Genomic DNA, 20,081 nt, shown 5'->3' on the forward strand with positions numbered 1-20,081 from the left:
ACAATTTTGTTACAAAGAATATCAATTATGATACAGGACTGTTTTTTAGCCGTATTTGAGCCCTATTATCATCCATTTTAGCTACTTTTGTATAAGTATATACAGCAAACTCATAAATAAATCATTATGGAAATACTCTTTAACGGAAAACTTAGTATCGAGGTCTCTGCACATGGAGCCGAATTGTGCAGTATTTTCTCTAATGGAAAAGAATATCTGTGGCAAGCAGACCCCGCATTTTGGAAACGTCATTCACCGGTGCTCTTTCCTATCGTAGGAAGTGTGTGGGAAAATGAATATCGCAATGAAGGTACAACCTATGCCCTTACACAGCATGGATTTGCCCGCGACATGGAATTTACGCTCATATTAGAGCATGACGACGAAGTGCGTTATCAACTTGTCAGCAACGAAGAAACACTCAAGAAATATCCCTTTCCATTTTGTCTTGAAATTGGTTATCGCATCTATGGCAAGAAAATCGACGTAACATGGGAAGTAAAGAATACCGGAGAAAAAGAAATGCATTTCCAAATTGGGGCACACCCGGCATTCTGTTATCCGGATTTCGATGCAGCTAAAGAAGAGCGGGGTTTCTTTGGCTTTGGAAAAAAGAACAGCCTGAAATATATCCTCATTTCCGAAAAAGGCTGCGCTGATCCGGACACCAAATATCCGTTGAAATTAACTGATGGACTGTTACCTTTAGATATACATACCTTTGATAAAGATGCACTGATATTGGAAAACAGTCAGGTACGGCAGGTTACTCTATATAATAAGGATAAACAACCCTACCTCAGCCTGCATTTCAATGCACCTGTAGTCGGTTTGTGGTCACCTCCTTCCAAGAATGCTCCATTCGTCTGTATAGAACCGTGGTATGGTCGTTGTGACAGAGCACACTATACAGGAGAATATAAAGAAAAGGATTGGATGCAGCATCTGCAGCCCGAAGAAATATTCAGAGGAAAATACACTATTGAAATAGAGGAATAAAAGAGAAATAGACCAATCGGCCTATCATATCCATACCAACTCCGTATCAAAGCCGTACCAACCCCGTGTCTGGTCCAAACGCTTAGGTACGGAGCAAATACGGAGTTGGTACGGCTTTGGTGTAGGTTAGGGATGGTAAAAGAGGTAAAACAGACTAATTTTACTTCAATTTATAAACCTTGAACGAACTTACCGTATAGCTTCCACCTTTAGCATAGAAACTGATGCGGTTATAAGGTTCCGATGGAAATACCAGGTTTGTCATTGCAAAACGTCCGTCATCTCCAAATGCTTCAATACTCGATTTATCAATAAAAAGACGTAATGTCATTTCCGAATTATCCTCTATTGGAGCAAAAGTCACTATCGGAAAATCCGGACTGAATGATACGATTCCACTCTTACTACGGTCCATCGCAAATTTCTTCTCAACCAGATTATAATAGATATCCACTTCTTCTCCTTTTGAATTGAATAGTTGGAAACCTACAATCTCAGCATTCCGGTTCTTAATTGTCATTTCAATTTCATATGTACCCGTATTATCGGAAAGCAACTTATCCAGATTATAGGTGCGGTCCACTTTGAAGGAACATTTCTTTTCTTCTTTTCCACGCAGTTCCAGCAATTCTCTGGAAGGAGATGACTTCAGATATGTTTCACCGGCCGAGGTATAGAGACTCAAATCACGGGGAACAGAGTTGCCACTGCGATATTGAGTCGTAGGTACATTGTTGGCATATTGCCAGTTGCTCATCCACGCCAATGCAATATGGCGTCCTTCGGGTGTATTGTTCCAGGTCACGGTAGCATAATGATCCTTTCCCCAGTCCATCCATTTAGTAGCTTCGGGTGATTCATTTACAAACCTCTTTCCATCAAAAGTACCTACAAAATATTGAGTAGCACTACCACCAAAAGGTCCGCCAGGATTAATATTACAGATTAATATCCATTTCTTCAATTCGGTACCTTCAATAGGCAATTCAATCAGATCAGGACATTCCCATACGCCGCCATGAGCACCCTGACCTTCACCGAAACTACTTTCATAAGACCAGTCTTTCAGATTAGCAGAAGAATAGATTTGCATTTCCTGCCCCACAGCAAGAATCATAATCCATTTATCGGTAGCATCGTGCCAGAATACTTTCGGATCGCGGAAGTCACGCTGGGTGGAGGTCAAGATCGGATTACGTGCATACTTCTTGAATGTCCTACCATTATCCAGACTATAAGCCATGCTCTGCACCTGACGATCGCTGGCCGAAGTATAGAAAGCTACGATTGCACCGGCACCAAAGCCTGCCGTATTATCTTTATCAACCACACATGAGCCACTGAATATGGTTCCCAATGCATCAGGTGCAATGGCTACCGGCTGATGTTCCCAACTTACAAGGTCTGTACTAGTGGCATGTCCCCAATGCATATTTCCCCACATTGAACCATAAGGATTGTATTGATAGAACAGATGGTAAACACCATCTTTATACACCATGCCATTCGGATCATTCATCCAGCCATATTGGGGAGTAAAGTGATAAAGCGGACGGAAGTTCTCACGGTTTGTCGTATCAAACTCATCAGAAAGCTTCATTTCATCCCAGCAAATAGCCGTATCAGGAATCAACTGGAAGTTAAAGGAAAGTGATTTATTATCAAATCCGGAGAGATCTACTGGAACAAAGTAGTCTACCTTATTTATAGCCAGACGAACATTCATGTTGCGTACTACATCATTGTCTGCTATCATATACAGTTTTGCTTCCGGAGAAGCCTCCTCTACGGGAAGCAACAGGAATTTCTTTTGATTTTCAATCTGGACAATGCTCTGTCCGTCACCTAAATGTTTAATCACGAAAGGAGGGTTAATAGCTTGGCACGAAAAGACCGACCAAATTGTACCTATTATAAAGGTAAGGGTCCATCGCACGGTCAACAAATTGTTTTTTAAATTCATGATGTTTTTGGGTATTACATTTAATTAATAATGGGTTACTCGGGAAAGCACTTTGCAAAGGAAGCCAATAAAAAAGAAACAGCCTGCTATTTATGTTTCATAAGCTGGTAATTTTGATACCTACCTTTTATTTTGTTACAAATATGTCAGCATATGAAACATAAATTACAGCCTCTTATCATAGAATTCCTTTTATTTGCAACATCAAAACATCACTCGGGAAAGCATGTTTTGAGAGGTAATCCACAGCGATTACAAAATGAAAAGCATATTAATTAAAATCTAAAAACATGGAAGGCATAAAAAGATCGCTTCTATTTGCACTCTTTCTTATTATATGTACAATGGTTCAGGCCCAACGCCTGACTGTACAAGGAAAAGTGGTTTCCAAGACTGACGGAGAGCCTATTATTGGCGCAACCGTCATAGAGACTAACCAGACAGGCAACGGTACCATAACTAATATTGACGGTGACTTTACACTATCTGTACCACAAGGTGCAGAACTGACTATTTCGTATATCGGCTTCAAAACAGTGAATGTGGAAGCACAAGCTACACTAGACATTACCCTGGAAGAAGAATCCGAATTACTACAGGAAATTGTAGTCACAGGCTATACCACTCAACGCAAAGCTGACCTGACCGGAGCGATATCCGTAGTTAGCATGGATGAAATTGCCAAGCAAAATGAAAATAATCCAATTAAAGCATTGCAAGGACGTGTACCGGGTATGAACATCACAGCCGACGGTAATCCCAGTGGAAATGCCACAGTACGTATCCGCGGTATTGGAACTCTGAACAACAATGACCCTCTTTATATTATTGATGGTGTCCCTACCAAATCGGGTATGCACGAACTGAACGGTAATGACATTGAATCCATTCAGGTATTGAAGGACGCAGCTTCTGCTTCTATCTATGGTTCGCGTGCTGCAAACGGTGTTATCATCATCACTACGAAGAAAGGTAAAGAAGGGCAGATAAAGATTAACTTCGATGCTTCTATCGCCGCTTCCATGTATACCAATAAGATGGAAGTACTAAATGCAGAAGAATATGGTCGTGCCATGTGGCAGGCTTACGTAAACGAAGGGCAGGACCCCAATACCAATGCACTGGGTTATAAGTATAGTTGGGGTTACGATGCAAACGGTTATCCTCAACTGAACAACATCAGCATGTCCAAATATCTGGATTCCGCCAACACTGTGCCGGCTGCCGATACTGACTGGTTTGACGAAACCACCCGTACAGGTATTATCCAGCAGTACAATGTATCAGTAAGCAACGGTTCGGAAAAGGGATCTTCTTTCTTCTCACTGGGTTATTATAAGAATATAGGTATCATTAAAGACAGCGACTTTGAACGTTTCTCTGCCCGTATGAACTCTGATTACAACCTGATTGGTAAATTCCTGACCATAGGAGAACATTTCACCCTGAACCGTACTTCGGAAGTACAGGCACCGGGCGGATTCCTGCAGAATGTATTGCAATTCAATCCTTCACTGCCGGTTTATGATATCAATGGAGAATATGCCGGTCCGGTAGGTGGATACCCTGACCGCGAAAACCCCGTGGCAAGACTGGATCGTAACTCCGATAATCGCTATACTTACTGGCGTATGTTTGGTGATGCCTACATTAATCTCAATCCCTTCAAAGGATTCAATGTACGCTCCACCTTCGGATTGGATTATGCACAAAAATCACAACGCATCTTCACCTATCCCATCACCGAAGGTAATGTGACAAATGATAAGAATGCCGTAGAAGCCAAGCAAGAACACTGGACGAAATGGATGTGGAATGCCATCGCTACCTACAATCTGGAAATTGGCAAACACCGTGGTGACGCCATGGTCGGTATGGAGTTGAACCGCGAAGACGATATCAATTTTTCGGGTTATAAAGAAGACTATTCCATCCTGACGCCTGACTATATGTGGCCGAATGCCGGTTCCGGTACGGCTCAAGCTTATGGCTCGGGTGAAGGTTATTCACTGGTTTCTTTCTTCGGAAAACTGAATTATACGTATAATGATAAATATCTGCTCTCTATGACAGTACGCCGTGACGGTTCTTCACGTTTCGGTAAGAATAACCGCTATGCCACATTCCCTTCCTTCTCACTGGGATGGCGCCTGAACCGTGAAAAGTTCATGCAGAGCCTCAGTTGGATTGACGACCTGAAAGTCCGCGGCTCATGGGGCCAGACCGGTAACCAGGAAATCTCGAACATTGCCCGCTATACTATTTACGTTCCCAACTACGGTGTGACAGAATCAGGCGGTCAAAGCTACGGTACTTCCTATGACATTGCCGGAACCAATGGCGGCAGTATCCTTCAGTCCGGATTCAAACGTAACCAAATTGGTAACGATAACATCAAATGGGAAACAACCACACAGATCAACCTGGGCCTTGATTTCTCAATTCTCAAACAATCTCTTTACGGCTCATTCGACTGGTTCTACAAAAAGACAACGGATATCCTGGTACAGATGGCTGGTATCGCCGCTATGGGCGAAGGAAGCAGCCAATGGATCAATGCTGGAGAAATGAAGAACGTGGGCGTTGAACTGAATCTCGGTTATCGTAATCAAACTGCATTCGGATTGAAGTATGACCTGAATGCCAACATAGCCACTTACCGGAATGAAATTACAAAACTGCCTACTACAGTAGCAGCCAATGGTACTTTCGGAGGTAACGGTGTACAAAGCGTAATCGGACATGCCAATGGTTCACAAGTTGGTTATGTAGCCGACGGCATCTTCAAATCACAGGAAGAGATTGATAACCACGCCACTCAGGAAGGTGCCGGAATAGGCCGTATCCGCTGGCGCGACCTGGATCACAACGGCATCATCAACGAGAAAGACCAACAATGGATTTATGATCCGACACCAGACTTCAGCTATGGTCTGAACATCTACCTTGAATACAAGAATTTCGACCTCACCATGTTCTGGCAAGGAGTTCAGGGAGTAGACGTTATCAGCGACCTGAAGAAAGAGACAGACCTTTGGAGTGGACTCAACATTGGTTTCCTGAACAAAGGTAAGCGAGTACTCAATGCATGGTCGCCCACCAACCCGAACTCTACCATTCCTGCATTGTCGCGCAGCGATACAAACAATGAGAAGCGTGTTTCCACTTATTTCGTTGAGAATGGTTCATTCTTGAAGTTACGCAATATACAGTTGGGCTACAACGTTCCGAAAACCTTTGCCCAGAAGATGAAGATGGAGCGCCTGCGCTTCTACCTGAGTGCACAGAACGTATTCACCATCAAGAGTAAGGAATTCACCGGAGTAGATCCTGAAAATGCCAACTATGGCTACCCCATCCCGATGAATATAACTTTCGGTATTAATGTAGGCTTTTAACAATAAAATCAGTTACTTATGAAAAAGTTAATATATACAGCAATCTTAGGTCTTTCACTGATGTGCGGCAGTTGTACCGACTTTCTGGAAGATCAGCTCCCCCAGGGAACCATCAGCGACGAACAGCTGAAGAACCCGGCATACATCGACAACCTGGTGATCTCTGCTTATGCAGTATGGATTACCGCCGAAGATATCAACTCTTCCTTCTCCATGTGGAATTATGACGTACGTTCGGATGACGCTTATAAAGGCGGAAACGGTACGGAAGACGGTGATGTATTCCACTCACTGGACATCTCGCAAGGTATCATGACTACGGCATGGAACATCAGCGATATGTGGCAGCGTCTCTACAACTGTATCTCACGTGTCAATACAGCTTTGCAACTGTTGGAACAAGTGGATGAACACACCTATTCACTGAAGCAGCAACGCATTGCCGAAATGAGATTCCTCCGTGCACATGGTCATTTCTTGCTGAAACGCCTGTACAAGAAGATCCCGTTTGCCAACGATGCCAACTTGTCACCGGAAGAATACAACTATCTCTCCAACACTACTTACAACAATGACGAAGGCTGGCAACAAATTGCAGACGATTTCCTGTTTGCTTATGATAACCTTCCCGTGAAGCAGGCAGACAAAGGTCGTCCCGCCAAAGCCGCAGCAGCTGCCTATCTGGCAAAGACTTATCTGTACAAAGCTTATCATCAGGATAATGCAGACAGCCACGAAGTGACAAGCCTCAGCACGGAAGACTTGGTAAAAGTAGTGCAATACACGGACAATGCCATCATGTCGGCAGGCGGCTACGGGCTGGAATCGGATTTCCACAACAACTTCCGTCCGGAACCTCAATATGAAAATGGCGTAGAATCCCTGTGGGCCATGCAATACTCCATGAATGACGGAACTAATAACGGTAATTGTAACTGGTCTTACGGTCTGATTGTTCCCAACATTCCGGGAATTACTGATGGTGGTTGCGACTTCTACAAACCGAGCCAGAATCTGGTGAATGCATTCAGGACAGATGCCAACGGACACCCACTGCTGGATTCCTTTAACAGTACCGATTACAATTCACAATCCGATTATGCTGACCCACGCCTCTTCCTGACGGTAGGTATGCCGGGATTCCCTTATGAATTCAATAAGAACTATATGATGGATCAGTCGACTACCTGGAGTCGCAGCAACGGACTTTACGGATACTACGTAACCCTGAAACACAATGTAGACCCGGATGGCGATTACCTGATAAAGGGTGCCTGGTGGGGTTCTCCGATGAACCGTATCGTACTGCGCTACTCGGATGTATTGCTGATGCGTGCCGAAGCACTGATCCAACTGAACGACGGACGCATCGCCGAAGCTATCAGCCTGATTAACGAAGTGCGTAACCGCGCCAAACAAAGCACAGCCATGATTGCCGACTACGAAATGGAATATGGCGTACGTTTCAACATTCAGCCTTATACAGGAAGCTACTCACAGGCAGATGCCTTGAAATTGCTGAAGTTTGAACGCCGTGTAGAACTGGCTCTGGAATCAGAACGCTTCTTTGACCTGGTAAGATGGGGTGAAGCCGCCGAGGTACTGAATAAGTTTTATGCCGAGGAAGCTGCCGACTGCACCATCTACACGAATGCCTCGTTCACTAAAAATAAAAACGAATATCTTCCTATTCCGTTTGCACAGATGAGTGCCAGCAACGGGAATTATACGCAGAATTGTGGTAACTGGTAACCTTATAAAAAAAAGAGCATTATGAAATCAATACTGAATAAACTAAATCTGCTTGTACTGGGAATCGTCCTGCTGTTAGCATTCCCGGGATGCAGCGATGATAATACATCCGAACTGAAACTGGACGGAGACACATGGCTTACCGCCTTTGAACTGAATAACGCCTATATGGGAGTGATAGACCGGACCAATAAGACCGTGACCGTTGCAGTGCCCGAAATATACGATACTGATGCAATGAAAGTCACCGGTATCGAAGTATCCGAAGGTGCCGAGGCTTCTGTTAAAGCAGGCGATGTGCTGAACTTCTCATTCCCCCAAGTGATAAAAGTGACTAATGGAAACGTATTCCTGGATTATACAGTCAATATCAAGCATGATGAAGCGCGGATACTCTCCTTCAAACTGAATGACGCTTATGCCGGAGTTATCGACCAGTCTAAACGTACCATCACCGTACGTGTGCCAAGCTCAGTCAATATCAAAAATATGGTTTCGATCATCACAACTTCGGCAGGAGCCATCGTAATGCCGGCATCCGGCCAAGCTATTGACTTCAGTAATCCTGTAGAATTCACTGTTTCATACAACACTGCATCCGCCGTTTATACGGTAACGGTTATCCCGACCGATGCACCGAGTGCCGTATATGTAGGTCTGGCAGCTACACTGAATGAACTAAATCCGGAAGAAAAAGAAGCAGCAACCTGGATGCTGAACAATGTTGCCAATTCACAATATATCTCATTCGAAGATGTGCAGGCAGGAAGAGTAGACCTGAGCGAATGTGAAATCATGTGGTGGCATCTGCACATAGACGGCGGCATCGACAGCATGGATAAGTTTGAAAAGGCAGCGCCTGCGGCAATCAGTGCATTGGTGAAGATGAAAGAACTTTATAACAATGGTATGAACCTGTTACTTACCCGCTATGCCACTTATTATGCCGCCAAGCTGGGGGCTACCTTGGACGGCAACAACCCGAACAACTGTTGGGGACAATCGGAAGAATCCGGTGAAATAGTAGGTGGTGCATGGAACTTCTTTATCCAGGGACACGAGTCGCATGCTCTCTACCAGAACCTGGTGATGAACAGCGGTGAAACAGACAAGGTTTATACTTTCGATACCGGTTACCGGACCACCAACAGTACAGCACAATGGCACATCGGTTCCGACTGGGGCGGTTACGCCACAAATGAAGTATGGCGTACCAATCATGGCGGTGTTGATCTGGGTTATGGTGGTGATGGTGCTATCGTAGCATGGGAATATCTGTCTGAAGGTTCTCGCGGAGGCATCGTATGTATCGGCTCAGGATGCTACGACTGGTATGCCTATGGCATAGACGCTTCAGCGGACAAATACCACGGCAATGTGGCCAAACTGACAGAGAATGCAATTGACTATTTAACTGGTAAATAAAACTAATATATGAAAACAATGATATATTCACTCACACTGGCTGCTCTGATGATCACTTCTTTCAGCAGCTGTAGCGATGACAATGATCCGGTTTTAACTCAGAAGGACTGGGACGGAACCACCACTTATTTTGCTTCGGCAGATGCCATGAAGTTTGATACTTACTACAAGCCATCTGTTGGTTATGTAGGCGATCCGATGCCTTTCTATGATCCGCAGGCTAAAGATTTCAAGATTATGTATCTACAGGAATACCGTCCGAACCAGGCAGGCACTTACCACCCGATATGGGCGGTAAGTACCCAAGATGCCGCCTCATATACCTCTATGGGTGAACTGATTTCCTGCGGCGGACTGGCGGAACAGGATGCTGCTATCGGAACGGGTAGTACTATTTATAATCCTTCGGATAAATTGTACTATACTTTCTACACAGGTAACAAATATCAACCTACTTCTTCCGAGAACGGTCAGGTAGTGATGTATGCTACTTCACCTGACTTCAAGACCTGGACCAAGAATCGCACTTTCTATCTGAAAGGTGACACTGACGGATACAGCAAGAATGATTTCCGCGATCCCTTCGTTTTTGAAGGTGAAGATGGAAAATACCACATGCTTATTTCCACTACCAAAAGTGGTAAAGGTGTGCTGGCCGAATATACTTCTACGGATATGAAAAGCTGGGAACATGCAGGTGTGTTCATGACCATGATGTGGGATCGCTTTTACGAATGTCCCGATGTCTTCAAGATGGGAGACTGGTGGTATCTGGTCTACTCGGAGATGCATGCAGCCATACGCAAAGTTCAATATTTCAAGGGGCGTACATTGGAAGAGCTGAAAGCAACTACCGCCAATGATACCGGCATCTGGCCCGACAGCCACGAAGGTTTCCTTGACTCCCGCGGTTTCTATGCAGGCAAGACGGCTTCGGACGGAACTAACCGCTACATTTGGGGATGGTGCCCTACTCGCTCGGGTAATGACAATACTGCCGTAGGAGCTTCTCCGAACGAACCGGAATGGGCAGGAAGCCTGGTTGCTCACAAAGTCATCCAGCATGCGGATGGTACTTTGACTTTAGGCTTAGTAGAAGGTATCAGCCAGAAATATGCCACTGCCTCTGCCGTAAAAGTGATGGAAAAAAGTAACGGAGTATCAGAAAGCAACGGTAACTATACTCTGACGGATAACGATTATATCCTATTCAATCGCTTAAATGTAAATAACAAGATTTCATTCACCGTAAAGACGGCAGGTGATGCAGATAGATTCGGTATCTCTCTGGTACGCGGCACGGACTCCAAGAAGTACTATACCATCGTCGTAAACCCGGAAGACAACAACAATAAGCGGAAGATAAACTTCGAAGAAGAAGGTGAAGATGGTAAAGGATTCATTGACGGAATAGACGGTTATCTGTTCGACAGACCTGCTGATAATACTTATAATGTAACGATCTGTACGGATAACTCTGTCTGCGTGGTTTATATCAATGACAATGTGGCTTATACGAATCGCATTTACGGGATACAGAAGAATCTGTGGTCTATCAACAGCTATTCGGGAAGTGTGGAAGTCAGCAACGTGAAGGTCAGCCACTACTAAGCGGAGAAACGTAGCTAATTTTTACCTTCGTTATATATTTCCCCGAAGACCGTCTGGAATATATTCTGAGAGGGGGAATAATCAGTATACGACTGAATAGGGATGAGTATACGACTGAACCCTATTCAGTCGTATACTGAATCCCATTCAATCCGGCACTGAACTAACGAATGCCGGAGAAGTTTTATGTTTTGTGTAATTTTCGTACGCTTATCAATTAATGGCACCGGAAACTACATTGCGTGCCTGTCCTTCCCGATTGATGGCAATCAGCACCTGTTTCTGTTTTTCGGGCAGTTGATATAGTAATTCGGCATAAGTATCTGCCGTGAAGTTAACAATGTAGTTGATGGCATCTTCTATCATTTCCATACCACATGTAGCTCCAAGAGTTTTCAGAAAAAGGATATTCATTATTTTCTACAAATGATATCAGACCTCCTAAAGTTTGTAGTCCGACAAAGATTAAGAATAAAGAGGATTAATCACTGAAAATCATACTTCGCCGCACACGCATAGCCTTCCTCATACAAATCAGTCAGCTTCCGTATATCCCGTTCGATGCGGTCTACCATTACAGGTTTCTGCGGACGGATTACAGTAATTTCTCCCGCTTCTTCCATGCGTTCTACCATCTCCAACTGCTCGTTGTACACACGACAACGGCGGCTCAATGCCTCACGCATCTTCGGATATTTCCGGTAGAGAAAAGACGGGATGTGTATATCCTTTGCTTCCTTGCGATACCCATGATTGCGGGTAAGCACCACTACATTATGCGTGAAACCCTCATTCCGGGCACGCATCAGGGGGATGCTGTCCACAATGCCCCCGTCGAGCATCGGCACATCGTCCACATAAGCAATGGGGCATACAAACGGAAGGCTGCTTGAAGCACGCACAATGTCAATCACCCGGCCTTTATCCTGCTTTTCCTCAAAATAGTTCGCCTCGCCCGTCACACAGTTCGTAGTGACCATTTCATAACGTTCCGGAGAACTGAAATAGGACTCGTAGTCATAAGGCAGAATATGCTCGGGAAACTCCTGAAACAGCAGGTCGAAGTCCATGATATTACGTTTCTTCAACAAATATTTCAGACCGATATACTGGTACTTCTCCAGCAAATCAATATTACTGTACTTGGCGCGGCCGCGCTGACCGGACATGTAAGAAAGTCCGTTACAGGCTCCGGCGCTTACTCCGATAGTATAGGGGAAGCGGATGCCACGGTCCATAAAGCTGTCCAGCACGCCACAAGTAAAGACTCCGCGCATGCCACCGCCTTCAAGAACCAATCCTGTTTGGGGTTTGATATGTATCTTTTTCTCCATAATTATCTGAATTAACGCTCCAAAGATAGCTTTTGTTTCCGAAATCTCCCTATCTTTGTGGCAGTAACAATCATTTAATATCAATTTAATTATGATGAAAAAGTCAATACTTATTGCCACTTTGGGCTTATTGAGTTTCAATGTGTCAGCACAAGACACTCCGAAATCAGACGAAGGTTTCATCTTCACAACCGTTAAAGAGAATCCTATTACTTCTGTTAAAAATCAAAATCGTTCAAGTACATGCTGGAGTTTTTCGGCTTTGGGTTTCCTTGAAAGTGAGTTGCTGCGTATGGGCAAAGGAGAGTATGATTTATCCGAAATGTTTGTAGTACACCACACAATGGTAGACCGTGGCGTGAATTATGCACGTTACCACGGCGACAGTTCTTTCTCACCGGGCGGAAGCTTTTATGACATTATGTATTGCCTGAAAAACTACGGTCTCGTTCCGCAAGAAGCTATGCCGGGAATTATGTATGGCGATACACTGCCTGTACACAATGAATTGGATGCCGTAGCCGGTGCTTACATGAATGCAATAGCTAAAGGCAAACTGACGAAACTGACTCCGGTTTGGAAACAGGGATTATCTGCTATTTACGATACTTACCTGGGTAAATGTCCCGAAACGTTCACTTATCAAGGAAAAGAATATACTCCGAAGACATTTGCAGAATCTCTCGGCATCAATCCGGATGATTATGTATCACTGACTTCATTCACTCACCATCCGTTCTATACTCAGATGAACATTGAAATCCAAGATAACTGGCGTAATGGACTTTCTTACAACTTGCCTTTGATGGAATTCATGTCTGTTATTGACAATGCTGTTAATAACGGTTATACTGTAGCCTGGGGTAGCGACGTAAGCGAAACAGGTTTTACTCGTGACGGTATTGCAGTGATGCCCGACGCAGATCGTGGTGCTGAACTCACCGGTTCGGATATGGCACGCTGGACAGGTCTTACTGCTGCCGACAAACGTAAAGAACTGACTTCACGTCCATTGCCGGAAATCACTGTAACTCAGGAAATGCGTCAAACAGCATTCGACAATTGGGAAACAACCGACGACCATGGCATGCTTATCTATGGTATCGCTAAAGATCAAAATGGCAAGGAATACTATATGGTGAAGAATTCATGGGGTACAAACAACAAATACAAAGGTACCTGGTATGCTTCTAAACCTTTCGTAGCTTACAAGACTATCAATATACTGGTACACAAAGATGCAGTGCCTAAGGCGCTGTTGAAAAAGCTGGGGATTAAATAAAGTTATTAGTGGTGAGTGATAAGTGATCACTCACCACTATTTCATCATCCACTATTTATATATTCCGTAAACAGATCTTTATAATTCTCTCCTGTACGATTATAAATTAGTTATGAGTTACAGGCTACAAGTTGCTGCGCTATATTCTGAAAAGGCACTTGTAGCTTGTAGCCTGTAACTCATAACTAATTCCCTTTCTAAAGCCCCTATATTGCTCAAAAACCTTTTCAATGTGCATTTTTTGCCCGCATTTCTTGTCAGAACGAACAGTTTGACTAATTTTGCACGCTGATAATTAGTTAACCGGACAATTTCAGTAGCTGGACACACTATGTACCTCCTACTCCTATTCCCGGCACTGACACTTTGAGAAATACTAATACTAATAATTAATAACATGAGTTTGAAAATCGTAGTATTGGCTAAACAAGTTCCCGACACACGTAATGTTGGGAAAGATGCCATGAAAGCCGACGGAACCATTAACCGTGCGGCACTCCCCGCCATCTTCAACCCCGAAGACTTGAACGCTCTTGAGCAAGCCCTCAGACTGAAAGATGCACACCCGGGCTCTACCGTAACCATCCTGACAATGGGACCGGGACGCGCAGCCGAAATTATTCGTGAAGGATTGTTCCGCGGTGCCGACAATGGTTATCTGTTGACTGACCGTGCTTTTGCTGGTGCAGATACCCTTGCCACTTCGTACGCCCTTGCCACTGCCATCAAGAAGATAGGCGAGTATGACATCATCATCGGCGGACGCCAGGCTATTGACGGTGACACAGCTCAAGTGGGTCCGCAAGTTGCTGAAAAGCTCGGTCTGACACAAATTACTTATGCCGAAGAAATTCTGAACGTGGAGAAAACGACCGGACGTGTTGTAGTGAAACGTCATATCGACGGTGGTGTGGAAACAGTAGAAGGTCCTCTACCTATCGTGATCACTGTGAATGGAAGTGCAGCCCCCTGCCGCCCACGCAACGCTAAGTTGGTACAGAAGTACAAACGTGCTCTCGGTGCACAGGAAAAAGCTGCTATCACCAAGGAAGGTGCTATTCTGCCTTATGCCGACCTCTACGAGAAGTACCCTTATCTGAACATCACCGAATGGAGTGTGGCCGATGTCAACGGTGATTTGAAACAATGCGGCCTCAGTGGCTCGCCTACCAAAGTGAAAGCCATTCAGAACATCTCCTTCCAAGCCAAGGAAAGCCGTACGCTGACCGGAAGCGACCAGGATGTAGAAGATCTTATTGTTGAACTACTCGCCAATCATACGATTGGCTAAGCTACGAGCAACAAGCGACAAGCTACAAGTTGCTGCACCATTATCCTAAACAGCACTTGTAACCTGTAGCTAGTAGCTAAAAACTAAAAAATATGAATAACGTATTTGTATATTGTGAGCTTGAAGGCACTGTAGTTGCCGAAGTAAGTCTCGAACTCCTTACCAAAGGACGCAAGTTAGCTAACCAACTGGGCTGCCAACTGGAAGCCGTTGTTGCCGGTACTAACCTTGCAGGAATCGAAAAACAAGTATTGCCCTTCGGTGTCGACCGTCTGCACATCTTCGATGCTCCGGGCTTGTTCCCTTATACTTCACTGCCCCACTCTTCCGTACTCATCAATCTGTTTAAAGAAGAAAAGCCGCAAATCTGCCTGATGGGCGCCACCGTTATCGGTCGTGACCTTGGGCCACGTGTTTCTTCTGCGCTAACCAGCGGACTGACCGCCGACTGTACTTCACTGGAAATCGGCGAGCATGAAGATAAGAAAGAAGGCAAAGTATACGAAAACTTGCTGTACCAGATTCGTCCCGCATTCGGCGGTAACATCGTGGCAACCATCGTCAACCCCGAACACCGCCCGCAGATGGCTACTGTTCGCGAAGGCGTGATGAAGAAGGAAATTCTCGACACCAACTATCAGGGCGAAGTCATCAACCACGACGTTGCCAAATATGTGCCTACTACGGACTATGTAGTGAAGGTTATCGACCGCCATGTAGAGAAAGCAAAGCACAACCTGAAAGGCGCTCCGATTGTCGTAGCCGGTGGTTACGGTATGGGGAGCCGCGAAGGTTTCAATATGCTGTTTGAACTGGCCAAGGAACTGCATGCCGAAGTAGGCGGCAGCCGCGCAGCCGTTGATGCAGGTTTCTGCGATCACGACCGCCAAATTGGACAGACAGGTGTAACAGTTCGCCCCAAACTGTATATCGCTTGCGGTATCTCGGGACAAATCCAGCACATTGCCGGTATGCAAGAAAGTGGTATTATCATCTCTATCAATAATGATGAGAATGCTCCTATTAACACCATTGCCGATTATGTAATTAACGGTACGGTAGAAGAAGTCATTCCGAAGATGATTAAATACTATAAAGAAAACAGTAAATAAATTTATAAACGAAATGAAGGGAGTCATCATTGCTCTATGTCTATTCTGTACGTGCGGAATGCTGAATGCCCAGAACAAACTTCCGAAAAACGGCAAGCATGTCTATTCATATGCCAACGGAAATGACAGCATAGTATGCTTCTATAAAAACGGAAGATTGGTAGGACAACGGACAGAATATTATCCCAATGGGCAAATACGGTTAATATCAACCTACAAGAATGGGCGCAAGCTGAACTTGAAGCAGTATTATGAAAACGGAGCCTTGAAGCGTGAAGAAGTCATGAACGGCGATTCTTCCGAAGGGCATCTGTATGATATTGACGGTAAAGAACTGGACTTCATTCCTTATATAGAGCTGCCTCAGTTTCCAGGAGGCAATGCCGAGCTATCAAAGCTGATAGCCCAATATACCAAGTATCCTCGGCAGGCCATAAAAGACAAAAAGCAAGGATTGGTCCTCATAAAATGCTCGATAGACAAGGAAGGCAATCCTAAGATGGCAGAAGTTGTGAAGAGCGTTTGCCCCGAACTGGACAAGGAAGCGATGAGAGTAGTAGGTTTCCTGACGATGACTTACAAATTCACTCCCGGGAAGATAGAAGGACAACCGGCTAACATGCACTTCACCATTCCCGTCAATTTTCGTTTATAACTAAAAACAATAAAAAGATTATGGCAAATTTTTATACCGAAGTTCCTGAATTGAAGTTCCAGCTGAACAACCCGATGATGGAACGTATCTGCGAACTGAAAGAGCGCGGATACCAAGATAAAGACAAATTTGACTATGCCCCACAAGATTATGCGGACGCAATGGACTCTTATGATAAGGTTCTTGAAATCACCGGAGAAATCACCGGAGAGATTATCAACCCGAACGCCGAAGGTGTAGATGAAGAAGGTCCTCACTGTGCTAACGGTCGTGTGGAATATGCCAGCGGTACAAGACAGAACCTGGATGCAATGGTGAAAGCCGGACTGAATGGTATGACTATGCCACGCCGTTTCGGTGGTTTGAACTTCCCCATCACTCCGTACACCATGTGTGCCGAGATCGTAGCAGCAGCCGATGCCGGTTTCGGCAATATCTGGTCTCTGCAAGACTGTATCGAAACACTGTATGAATTCGGTAACGAAGATCAGCACAGCCGTTTCATTCCACGTATCTGTGCCGGTGAAACTATGTCTATGGACTTGACAGAACCCGATGCCGGTTCCGATTTGCAGAGTGTAATGTTGAAAGCCACTTTCGACGAAAAAGAAAATTGCTGGCGTCTGAATGGTGTAAAGCGTTTCATCACGAATGGTGATGCAGACTTACACCTCGTACTGGCCCGTTCGGAAGAAGGAACCAGAGATGGTCGTGGATTGTCCATGTTTATCTATGATAAGCGCGAAGGTGGCGTAGATGTACGCCGTATCGAAAATAAATTAGGTATTCACGGTTCTCCAACTTGTGAACTTGTTTATAAGAATGCAAAGGCTGAACTTTGCGGTGATCGTAAACTCGGTTTGATCAAGTATGTAATGGCATTGATGAACGGTGCACGTTTGGGTATTGCCGCACAGTCGGTAGGTCTGTCGCAAGCTGCCTACAACGAAGGCTTAGCTTATGCGAAAGATCGTAAACAGTTCAATAAAGCTATTATTGAATTCCCGGCTGTATATGACATGCTGGCTATCATGAAAGCAAAACTGGATGCCGGACGTGCATTGTTATACCAAACGTCTCGTTACGTAGATGTTTATAAAGCTTTGGATGATATTTCCCGCGAACGTAAGCTGACTCCGGAAGAACGCCAGGAACAGAAGAAATATTCTAAGCTTGCTGATGCTTTCACTCCGCTGGCTAAAGGTATGAACTCAGAATATGCAAATCAGAATGCTTATGATTGTATCCAGATTCACGGCGGTTCCGGTTTCATGTTGGAGTATGCTTGCCAACGCATTTATCGTGATGCACGTATCACCAGCATCTATGAAGGTACTACTCAATTACAGACCGTAGCCGCTATCCGTTACGTAACAAATGGTTCGTATGCTGCTACACTCCGTGATTATGAAACAATTCCTTGCAGTGAAGAAATGCAACCTCTGATGGATCGCCTGAAAGAAATGACAAATAAGTTTGAGGCTGTCACCAATGCAACGAAAGAAGCTGCCAACCAAGAACTGTTGGATTTCGTAGCCCGTCGCCTTTACGAAATGGCGGCTGTATGCGTGATGTCTCATCTTCTCATCCAGGATGCAACCAAAGCTCCTGAGTTGTTCGCGAAATCAGCTGTTGTTTATCTGAACTATGCTGAAGCTGAAGTAGAAAAGCACTTCAATTTCATCCGTAAGTTCAAGGCTGAAGAATTGGAAAGCTATCGCAAGTAATTAACCGATTACTATATTTAAAGAAGGCTGCCTCAAATCAATGAGACAGCCTTCTTTTTTAGGAATAAAGCTCCTTACCGGAACAGTCTCAACTGACTGCGTAACTCATGAAGTTCATTCTGCATCTCTTCCATACGCTGCAACAGGTGATGGATGGCATCAATTCCTTCAATGTTGATGGATAAGTCATAATACATACGGCTGTAACGTTCTATGTCCGGTAATTGAGTAAACGTCAGATAGCGTTCCCCACCCTCGGTCATTACTTCTATCAGGCCACCTTCCTGTAACAAATCGATAAACGACGGTTCAATGTGGCATTTGCGACAATACTCGCTGACTATGATTAATTCATTCTGCATAGTGCTACCTCCTTTTAGTTCATACTTTGAAGTTTACGGAACAACTCTTTCTGCTCTTCCGTCAAGTTCGTCGGCAGTTTCACGGAATAAGTCACAATGAGGTCACCGAACTGTCCTTCTTTCTTATATACAGGGAATCCCTTACCTTTCAAACGAGCCTTCGTACCGTTCTGTGTTTCGGGTTTCACTTTCAGTTTCACCTTTCCATCCAAAGTGTCCACCAATTGGTCACCACCCAGGATAGCGGTATAAAGATCAATAGGCACATCCACATACAAGTCATCCCCTAAACGCTTGAATACCAAATCATCCGCAATCACAAACGTTATGTACAAGTCTCCGGCAGGTCCACCGTTAACACCTTCGCCACCATAACCTTTCAATTTAATTACTTGCCCGTTTGCTACTCCCGCAGGAATAGTAATGCGCACATTCTTACCGTTTACAGTCAGCACTTGTTTATGAGTCTGGGCTGCATCACGAAGCGAGAGGTTTAAATCTGCATGGTAATCCTGTCCACGGAAGCCTGCATTAGCACCTCCACGCCCCCGGTTTCCGAACATAGATTCAAAGAAATCGGAGAAGCCGCCACCATGACCGGAAAATTCCTGTCCATCGGATGAATACCAGTAAGAGCCACCATCCGTACCATATCCTGCACCCGAGCCGCCGCCAAAGCCTCCAAATCCACCGGCACTCGCCTCCTGACGGGCACGCTTTTGTGCCTCAAATTCATCAGCATGCTTCCAGTGCTCACCATACTCATCGTATTTTTTACGCTTTTCAGGATCACTCAGCACTTCATTTGCTTCATTAATTGCCTGAAATTTATCCTTGGCAGAAGAATCGTTCGGATTCAGATCAGGATGATATTTGCGTGCCAATTTACGGAATGCTTTCTTTATATCATCCTGGCTTGCCGTCTTATCTACCCCAAGGACTTGATAATAATCTATATAAGCCATAGTCTATAAATTTTATTATTCTTATATACCCTATTACAAATAACGCACCAAGTGGGTGTTTTGAATATTAAAATACATAAACGAAAACTAAAAAGGAGTATCAAAAAGCATAAACCATAGATAATCAACAAAATATCCATTTACAGAAAGATTCATTAACGTCTTTTTAATTCTAAAACAATGTAAACGACTCGTAACGTCAATT

The 20,081-nt window shown here is 44.5% G+C and carries 15 protein-coding genes; 10 read left to right on the forward strand and 5 right to left on the reverse strand.

All coding sequences use genetic code 11. From position 1 onward, the window contains the following. Positions 1 to 126: 126 nt before the first annotated feature. Complete coding sequence (locus tag BACINT_RS14935) at positions 127 to 999, forward strand: aldose 1-epimerase family protein (protein ID WP_007664475.1); 873 nt, start codon at positions 127 to 129, stop codon at positions 997 to 999. 160 nt (positions 1,000 to 1,159) lie between these two features. On the opposite strand, the gene BACINT_RS14940 is transcribed toward BACINT_RS14935, so the two are convergent. Next, on the reverse strand, positions 1,160 to 2,962 hold the full coding sequence (locus tag BACINT_RS14940) for a GH32 C-terminal domain-containing protein (protein WP_007664476.1): 1,803 nt from the start codon (positions 2,960 to 2,962) through the stop codon (positions 1,160 to 1,162). Positions 2,963 to 3,306: 344 nt separating this feature from the next. Between BACINT_RS14940 and BACINT_RS14945 the strand changes: the two genes are divergently transcribed. Genes BACINT_RS14945 through BACINT_RS14960 form a run of 4 tightly spaced genes read left to right on the forward strand, consistent with a single transcriptional unit; the run spans position 3,307 to position 11,148 of the window. Then, positions 3,307 to 6,360, forward strand: a complete 3,054-nt coding sequence (locus tag BACINT_RS14945; protein ID WP_370807775.1) for a SusC/RagA family TonB-linked outer membrane protein — start codon at positions 3,307 to 3,309, stop codon at positions 6,358 to 6,360. Between the two features lie 18 nt (positions 6,361 to 6,378). Further along, positions 6,379 to 8,112: a RagB/SusD family nutrient uptake outer membrane protein gene (locus BACINT_RS14950; RefSeq protein WP_007664478.1), complete on the forward strand. Its 1,734-nt coding sequence runs from the start codon at positions 6,379 to 6,381 to the stop codon at positions 8,110 to 8,112. Positions 8,113 to 8,133: 21 nt separating this feature from the next. Then, positions 8,134 to 9,537 (forward strand): DUF4960 domain-containing protein, encoded by a 1,404-nt coding sequence (locus BACINT_RS14955; RefSeq protein WP_007664479.1) that lies wholly within the window; start codon positions 8,134 to 8,136, stop codon positions 9,535 to 9,537. A 9-nt stretch (positions 9,538 to 9,546) separates the two neighbouring features. Beyond that, positions 9,547 to 11,148 carry a glycoside hydrolase family 32 protein gene (locus BACINT_RS14960; RefSeq protein WP_007664480.1) on the forward strand — a complete coding sequence of 534 codons (1,602 nt, stop codon included), beginning with the start codon at positions 9,547 to 9,549 and terminating at the stop codon, positions 11,146 to 11,148. 213 nt (positions 11,149 to 11,361) lie between these two features. On the opposite strand, the gene BACINT_RS14965 is transcribed toward BACINT_RS14960, so the two are convergent. Both BACINT_RS14965 and BACINT_RS14970 read right to left on the reverse strand, forming a co-directional pair. Next, positions 11,362 to 11,562 (reverse strand): hypothetical protein, encoded by a 201-nt coding sequence (locus BACINT_RS14965; RefSeq protein WP_007664481.1) that lies wholly within the window; start codon positions 11,560 to 11,562, stop codon positions 11,362 to 11,364. A gap of 71 nt (positions 11,563 to 11,633) precedes the next feature. Continuing rightward, complete coding sequence (locus tag BACINT_RS14970) at positions 11,634 to 12,482, reverse strand: patatin-like phospholipase family protein (protein WP_044155071.1); 849 nt, start codon at positions 12,480 to 12,482, stop codon at positions 11,634 to 11,636. Between the two features lie 94 nt (positions 12,483 to 12,576). Between BACINT_RS14970 and BACINT_RS14975 the strand changes: the two genes are divergently transcribed. The 5 genes from BACINT_RS14975 (at position 12,577) to BACINT_RS14995 (ending at position 18,549) form a co-directional block, all read left to right on the forward strand. After that, the gene (locus tag BACINT_RS14975; protein WP_044155289.1) at positions 12,577 to 13,764 is read left to right on the forward strand and encodes a C1 family peptidase; all 1,188 of its coding nucleotides are present in this window, start codon (positions 12,577 to 12,579) and stop codon (positions 13,762 to 13,764) included. Positions 13,765 to 14,161: 397 nt separating this feature from the next. Then, positions 14,162 to 15,055, forward strand: coding sequence for an electron transfer flavoprotein subunit beta/FixA family protein (locus BACINT_RS14980; RefSeq protein ID WP_007664484.1), 894 nt, complete (start codon positions 14,162 to 14,164; stop codon positions 15,053 to 15,055). Positions 15,056 to 15,147: 92 nt separating this feature from the next. Further along, the gene (locus BACINT_RS14985; protein WP_007664485.1) at positions 15,148 to 16,167 is read left to right on the forward strand and encodes an electron transfer flavoprotein subunit alpha/FixB family protein; all 1,020 of its coding nucleotides are present in this window, start codon (positions 15,148 to 15,150) and stop codon (positions 16,165 to 16,167) included. 13 nt (positions 16,168 to 16,180) lie between these two features. Beyond that, positions 16,181 to 16,822: an energy transducer TonB gene (locus BACINT_RS14990; RefSeq protein WP_007664486.1), complete on the forward strand. Its 642-nt coding sequence runs from the start codon at positions 16,181 to 16,183 to the stop codon at positions 16,820 to 16,822. Positions 16,823 to 16,842: 20 nt separating this feature from the next. Beyond that, the gene (locus BACINT_RS14995) at positions 16,843 to 18,549 is read left to right on the forward strand and encodes an acyl-CoA dehydrogenase family protein (protein WP_007664487.1); all 1,707 of its coding nucleotides are present in this window, start codon (positions 16,843 to 16,845) and stop codon (positions 18,547 to 18,549) included. Between the two features lie 74 nt (positions 18,550 to 18,623). On the opposite strand, the gene BACINT_RS15000 is transcribed toward BACINT_RS14995, so the two are convergent. Next, entirely contained in the window at positions 18,624 to 18,911 is a 288-nt protein-coding gene (locus tag BACINT_RS15000) for a chaperone modulator CbpM (protein ID WP_007664488.1), read from the reverse strand. A gap of 14 nt (positions 18,912 to 18,925) precedes the next feature. Then, complete coding sequence (locus BACINT_RS15005; RefSeq protein WP_007664489.1) at positions 18,926 to 19,876, reverse strand: DnaJ C-terminal domain-containing protein; 951 nt, start codon at positions 19,874 to 19,876, stop codon at positions 18,926 to 18,928. Positions 19,877 to 20,081 lie beyond the last annotated feature (205 nt).

Origin of the sequence: Bacteroides intestinalis DSM 17393 (assembly GCF_000172175.1) — a bacterium.
GTDB lineage: Bacteria > Bacteroidota > Bacteroidia > Bacteroidales > Bacteroidaceae > Bacteroides > Bacteroides intestinalis.

Bases quoted from the DNA above. Each gene is read 5' to 3' on its own strand.
- BACINT_RS15005 (WP_007664489.1), bottom strand. From the start codon at position 19,876: ATGGCTTATATAGATTATTATCAAGTCCTTGGGGTAGATAAGACGGCA.
- BACINT_RS14955 (WP_007664479.1), top strand. From the start codon at position 8,134: ATGAAATCAATACTGAATAAACTAAATCTGCTTGTACTGGGAATCGTC.
- BACINT_RS14935 (WP_007664475.1), top strand. From the start codon at position 127: ATGGAAATACTCTTTAACGGAAAACTTAGTATCGAGGTCTCTGCACAT.
- BACINT_RS14950 (WP_007664478.1), top strand. From the start codon at position 6,379: ATGAAAAAGTTAATATATACAGCAATCTTAGGTCTTTCACTGATGTGC.
- BACINT_RS15000 (WP_007664488.1), bottom strand. From the start codon at position 18,911: ATGCAGAATGAATTAATCATAGTCAGCGAGTATTGTCGCAAATGCCAC.
- BACINT_RS14945 (WP_370807775.1), top strand. From the start codon at position 3,307: ATGGTTCAGGCCCAACGCCTGACTGTACAAGGAAAAGTGGTTTCCAAG.
- BACINT_RS14990 (WP_007664486.1), top strand. From the start codon at position 16,181: ATGAAGGGAGTCATCATTGCTCTATGTCTATTCTGTACGTGCGGAATG.
- BACINT_RS14985 (WP_007664485.1), top strand. From the start codon at position 15,148: ATGAATAACGTATTTGTATATTGTGAGCTTGAAGGCACTGTAGTTGCC.
- BACINT_RS14980 (WP_007664484.1), top strand. From the start codon at position 14,162: ATGAGTTTGAAAATCGTAGTATTGGCTAAACAAGTTCCCGACACACGT.
- BACINT_RS14995 (WP_007664487.1), top strand. From the start codon at position 16,843: ATGGCAAATTTTTATACCGAAGTTCCTGAATTGAAGTTCCAGCTGAAC.
- BACINT_RS14965 (WP_007664481.1), bottom strand. From the start codon at position 11,562: ATGAATATCCTTTTTCTGAAAACTCTTGGAGCTACATGTGGTATGGAA.
- BACINT_RS14975 (WP_044155289.1), top strand. From the start codon at position 12,577: ATGAAAAAGTCAATACTTATTGCCACTTTGGGCTTATTGAGTTTCAAT.
- BACINT_RS14960 (WP_007664480.1), top strand. From the start codon at position 9,547: ATGAAAACAATGATATATTCACTCACACTGGCTGCTCTGATGATCACT.
- BACINT_RS14970 (WP_044155071.1), bottom strand. From the start codon at position 12,482: ATGGAGAAAAAGATACATATCAAACCCCAAACAGGATTGGTTCTTGAA.
- BACINT_RS14940 (WP_007664476.1), bottom strand. From the start codon at position 2,962: ATGAATTTAAAAAACAATTTGTTGACCGTGCGATGGACCCTTACCTTT.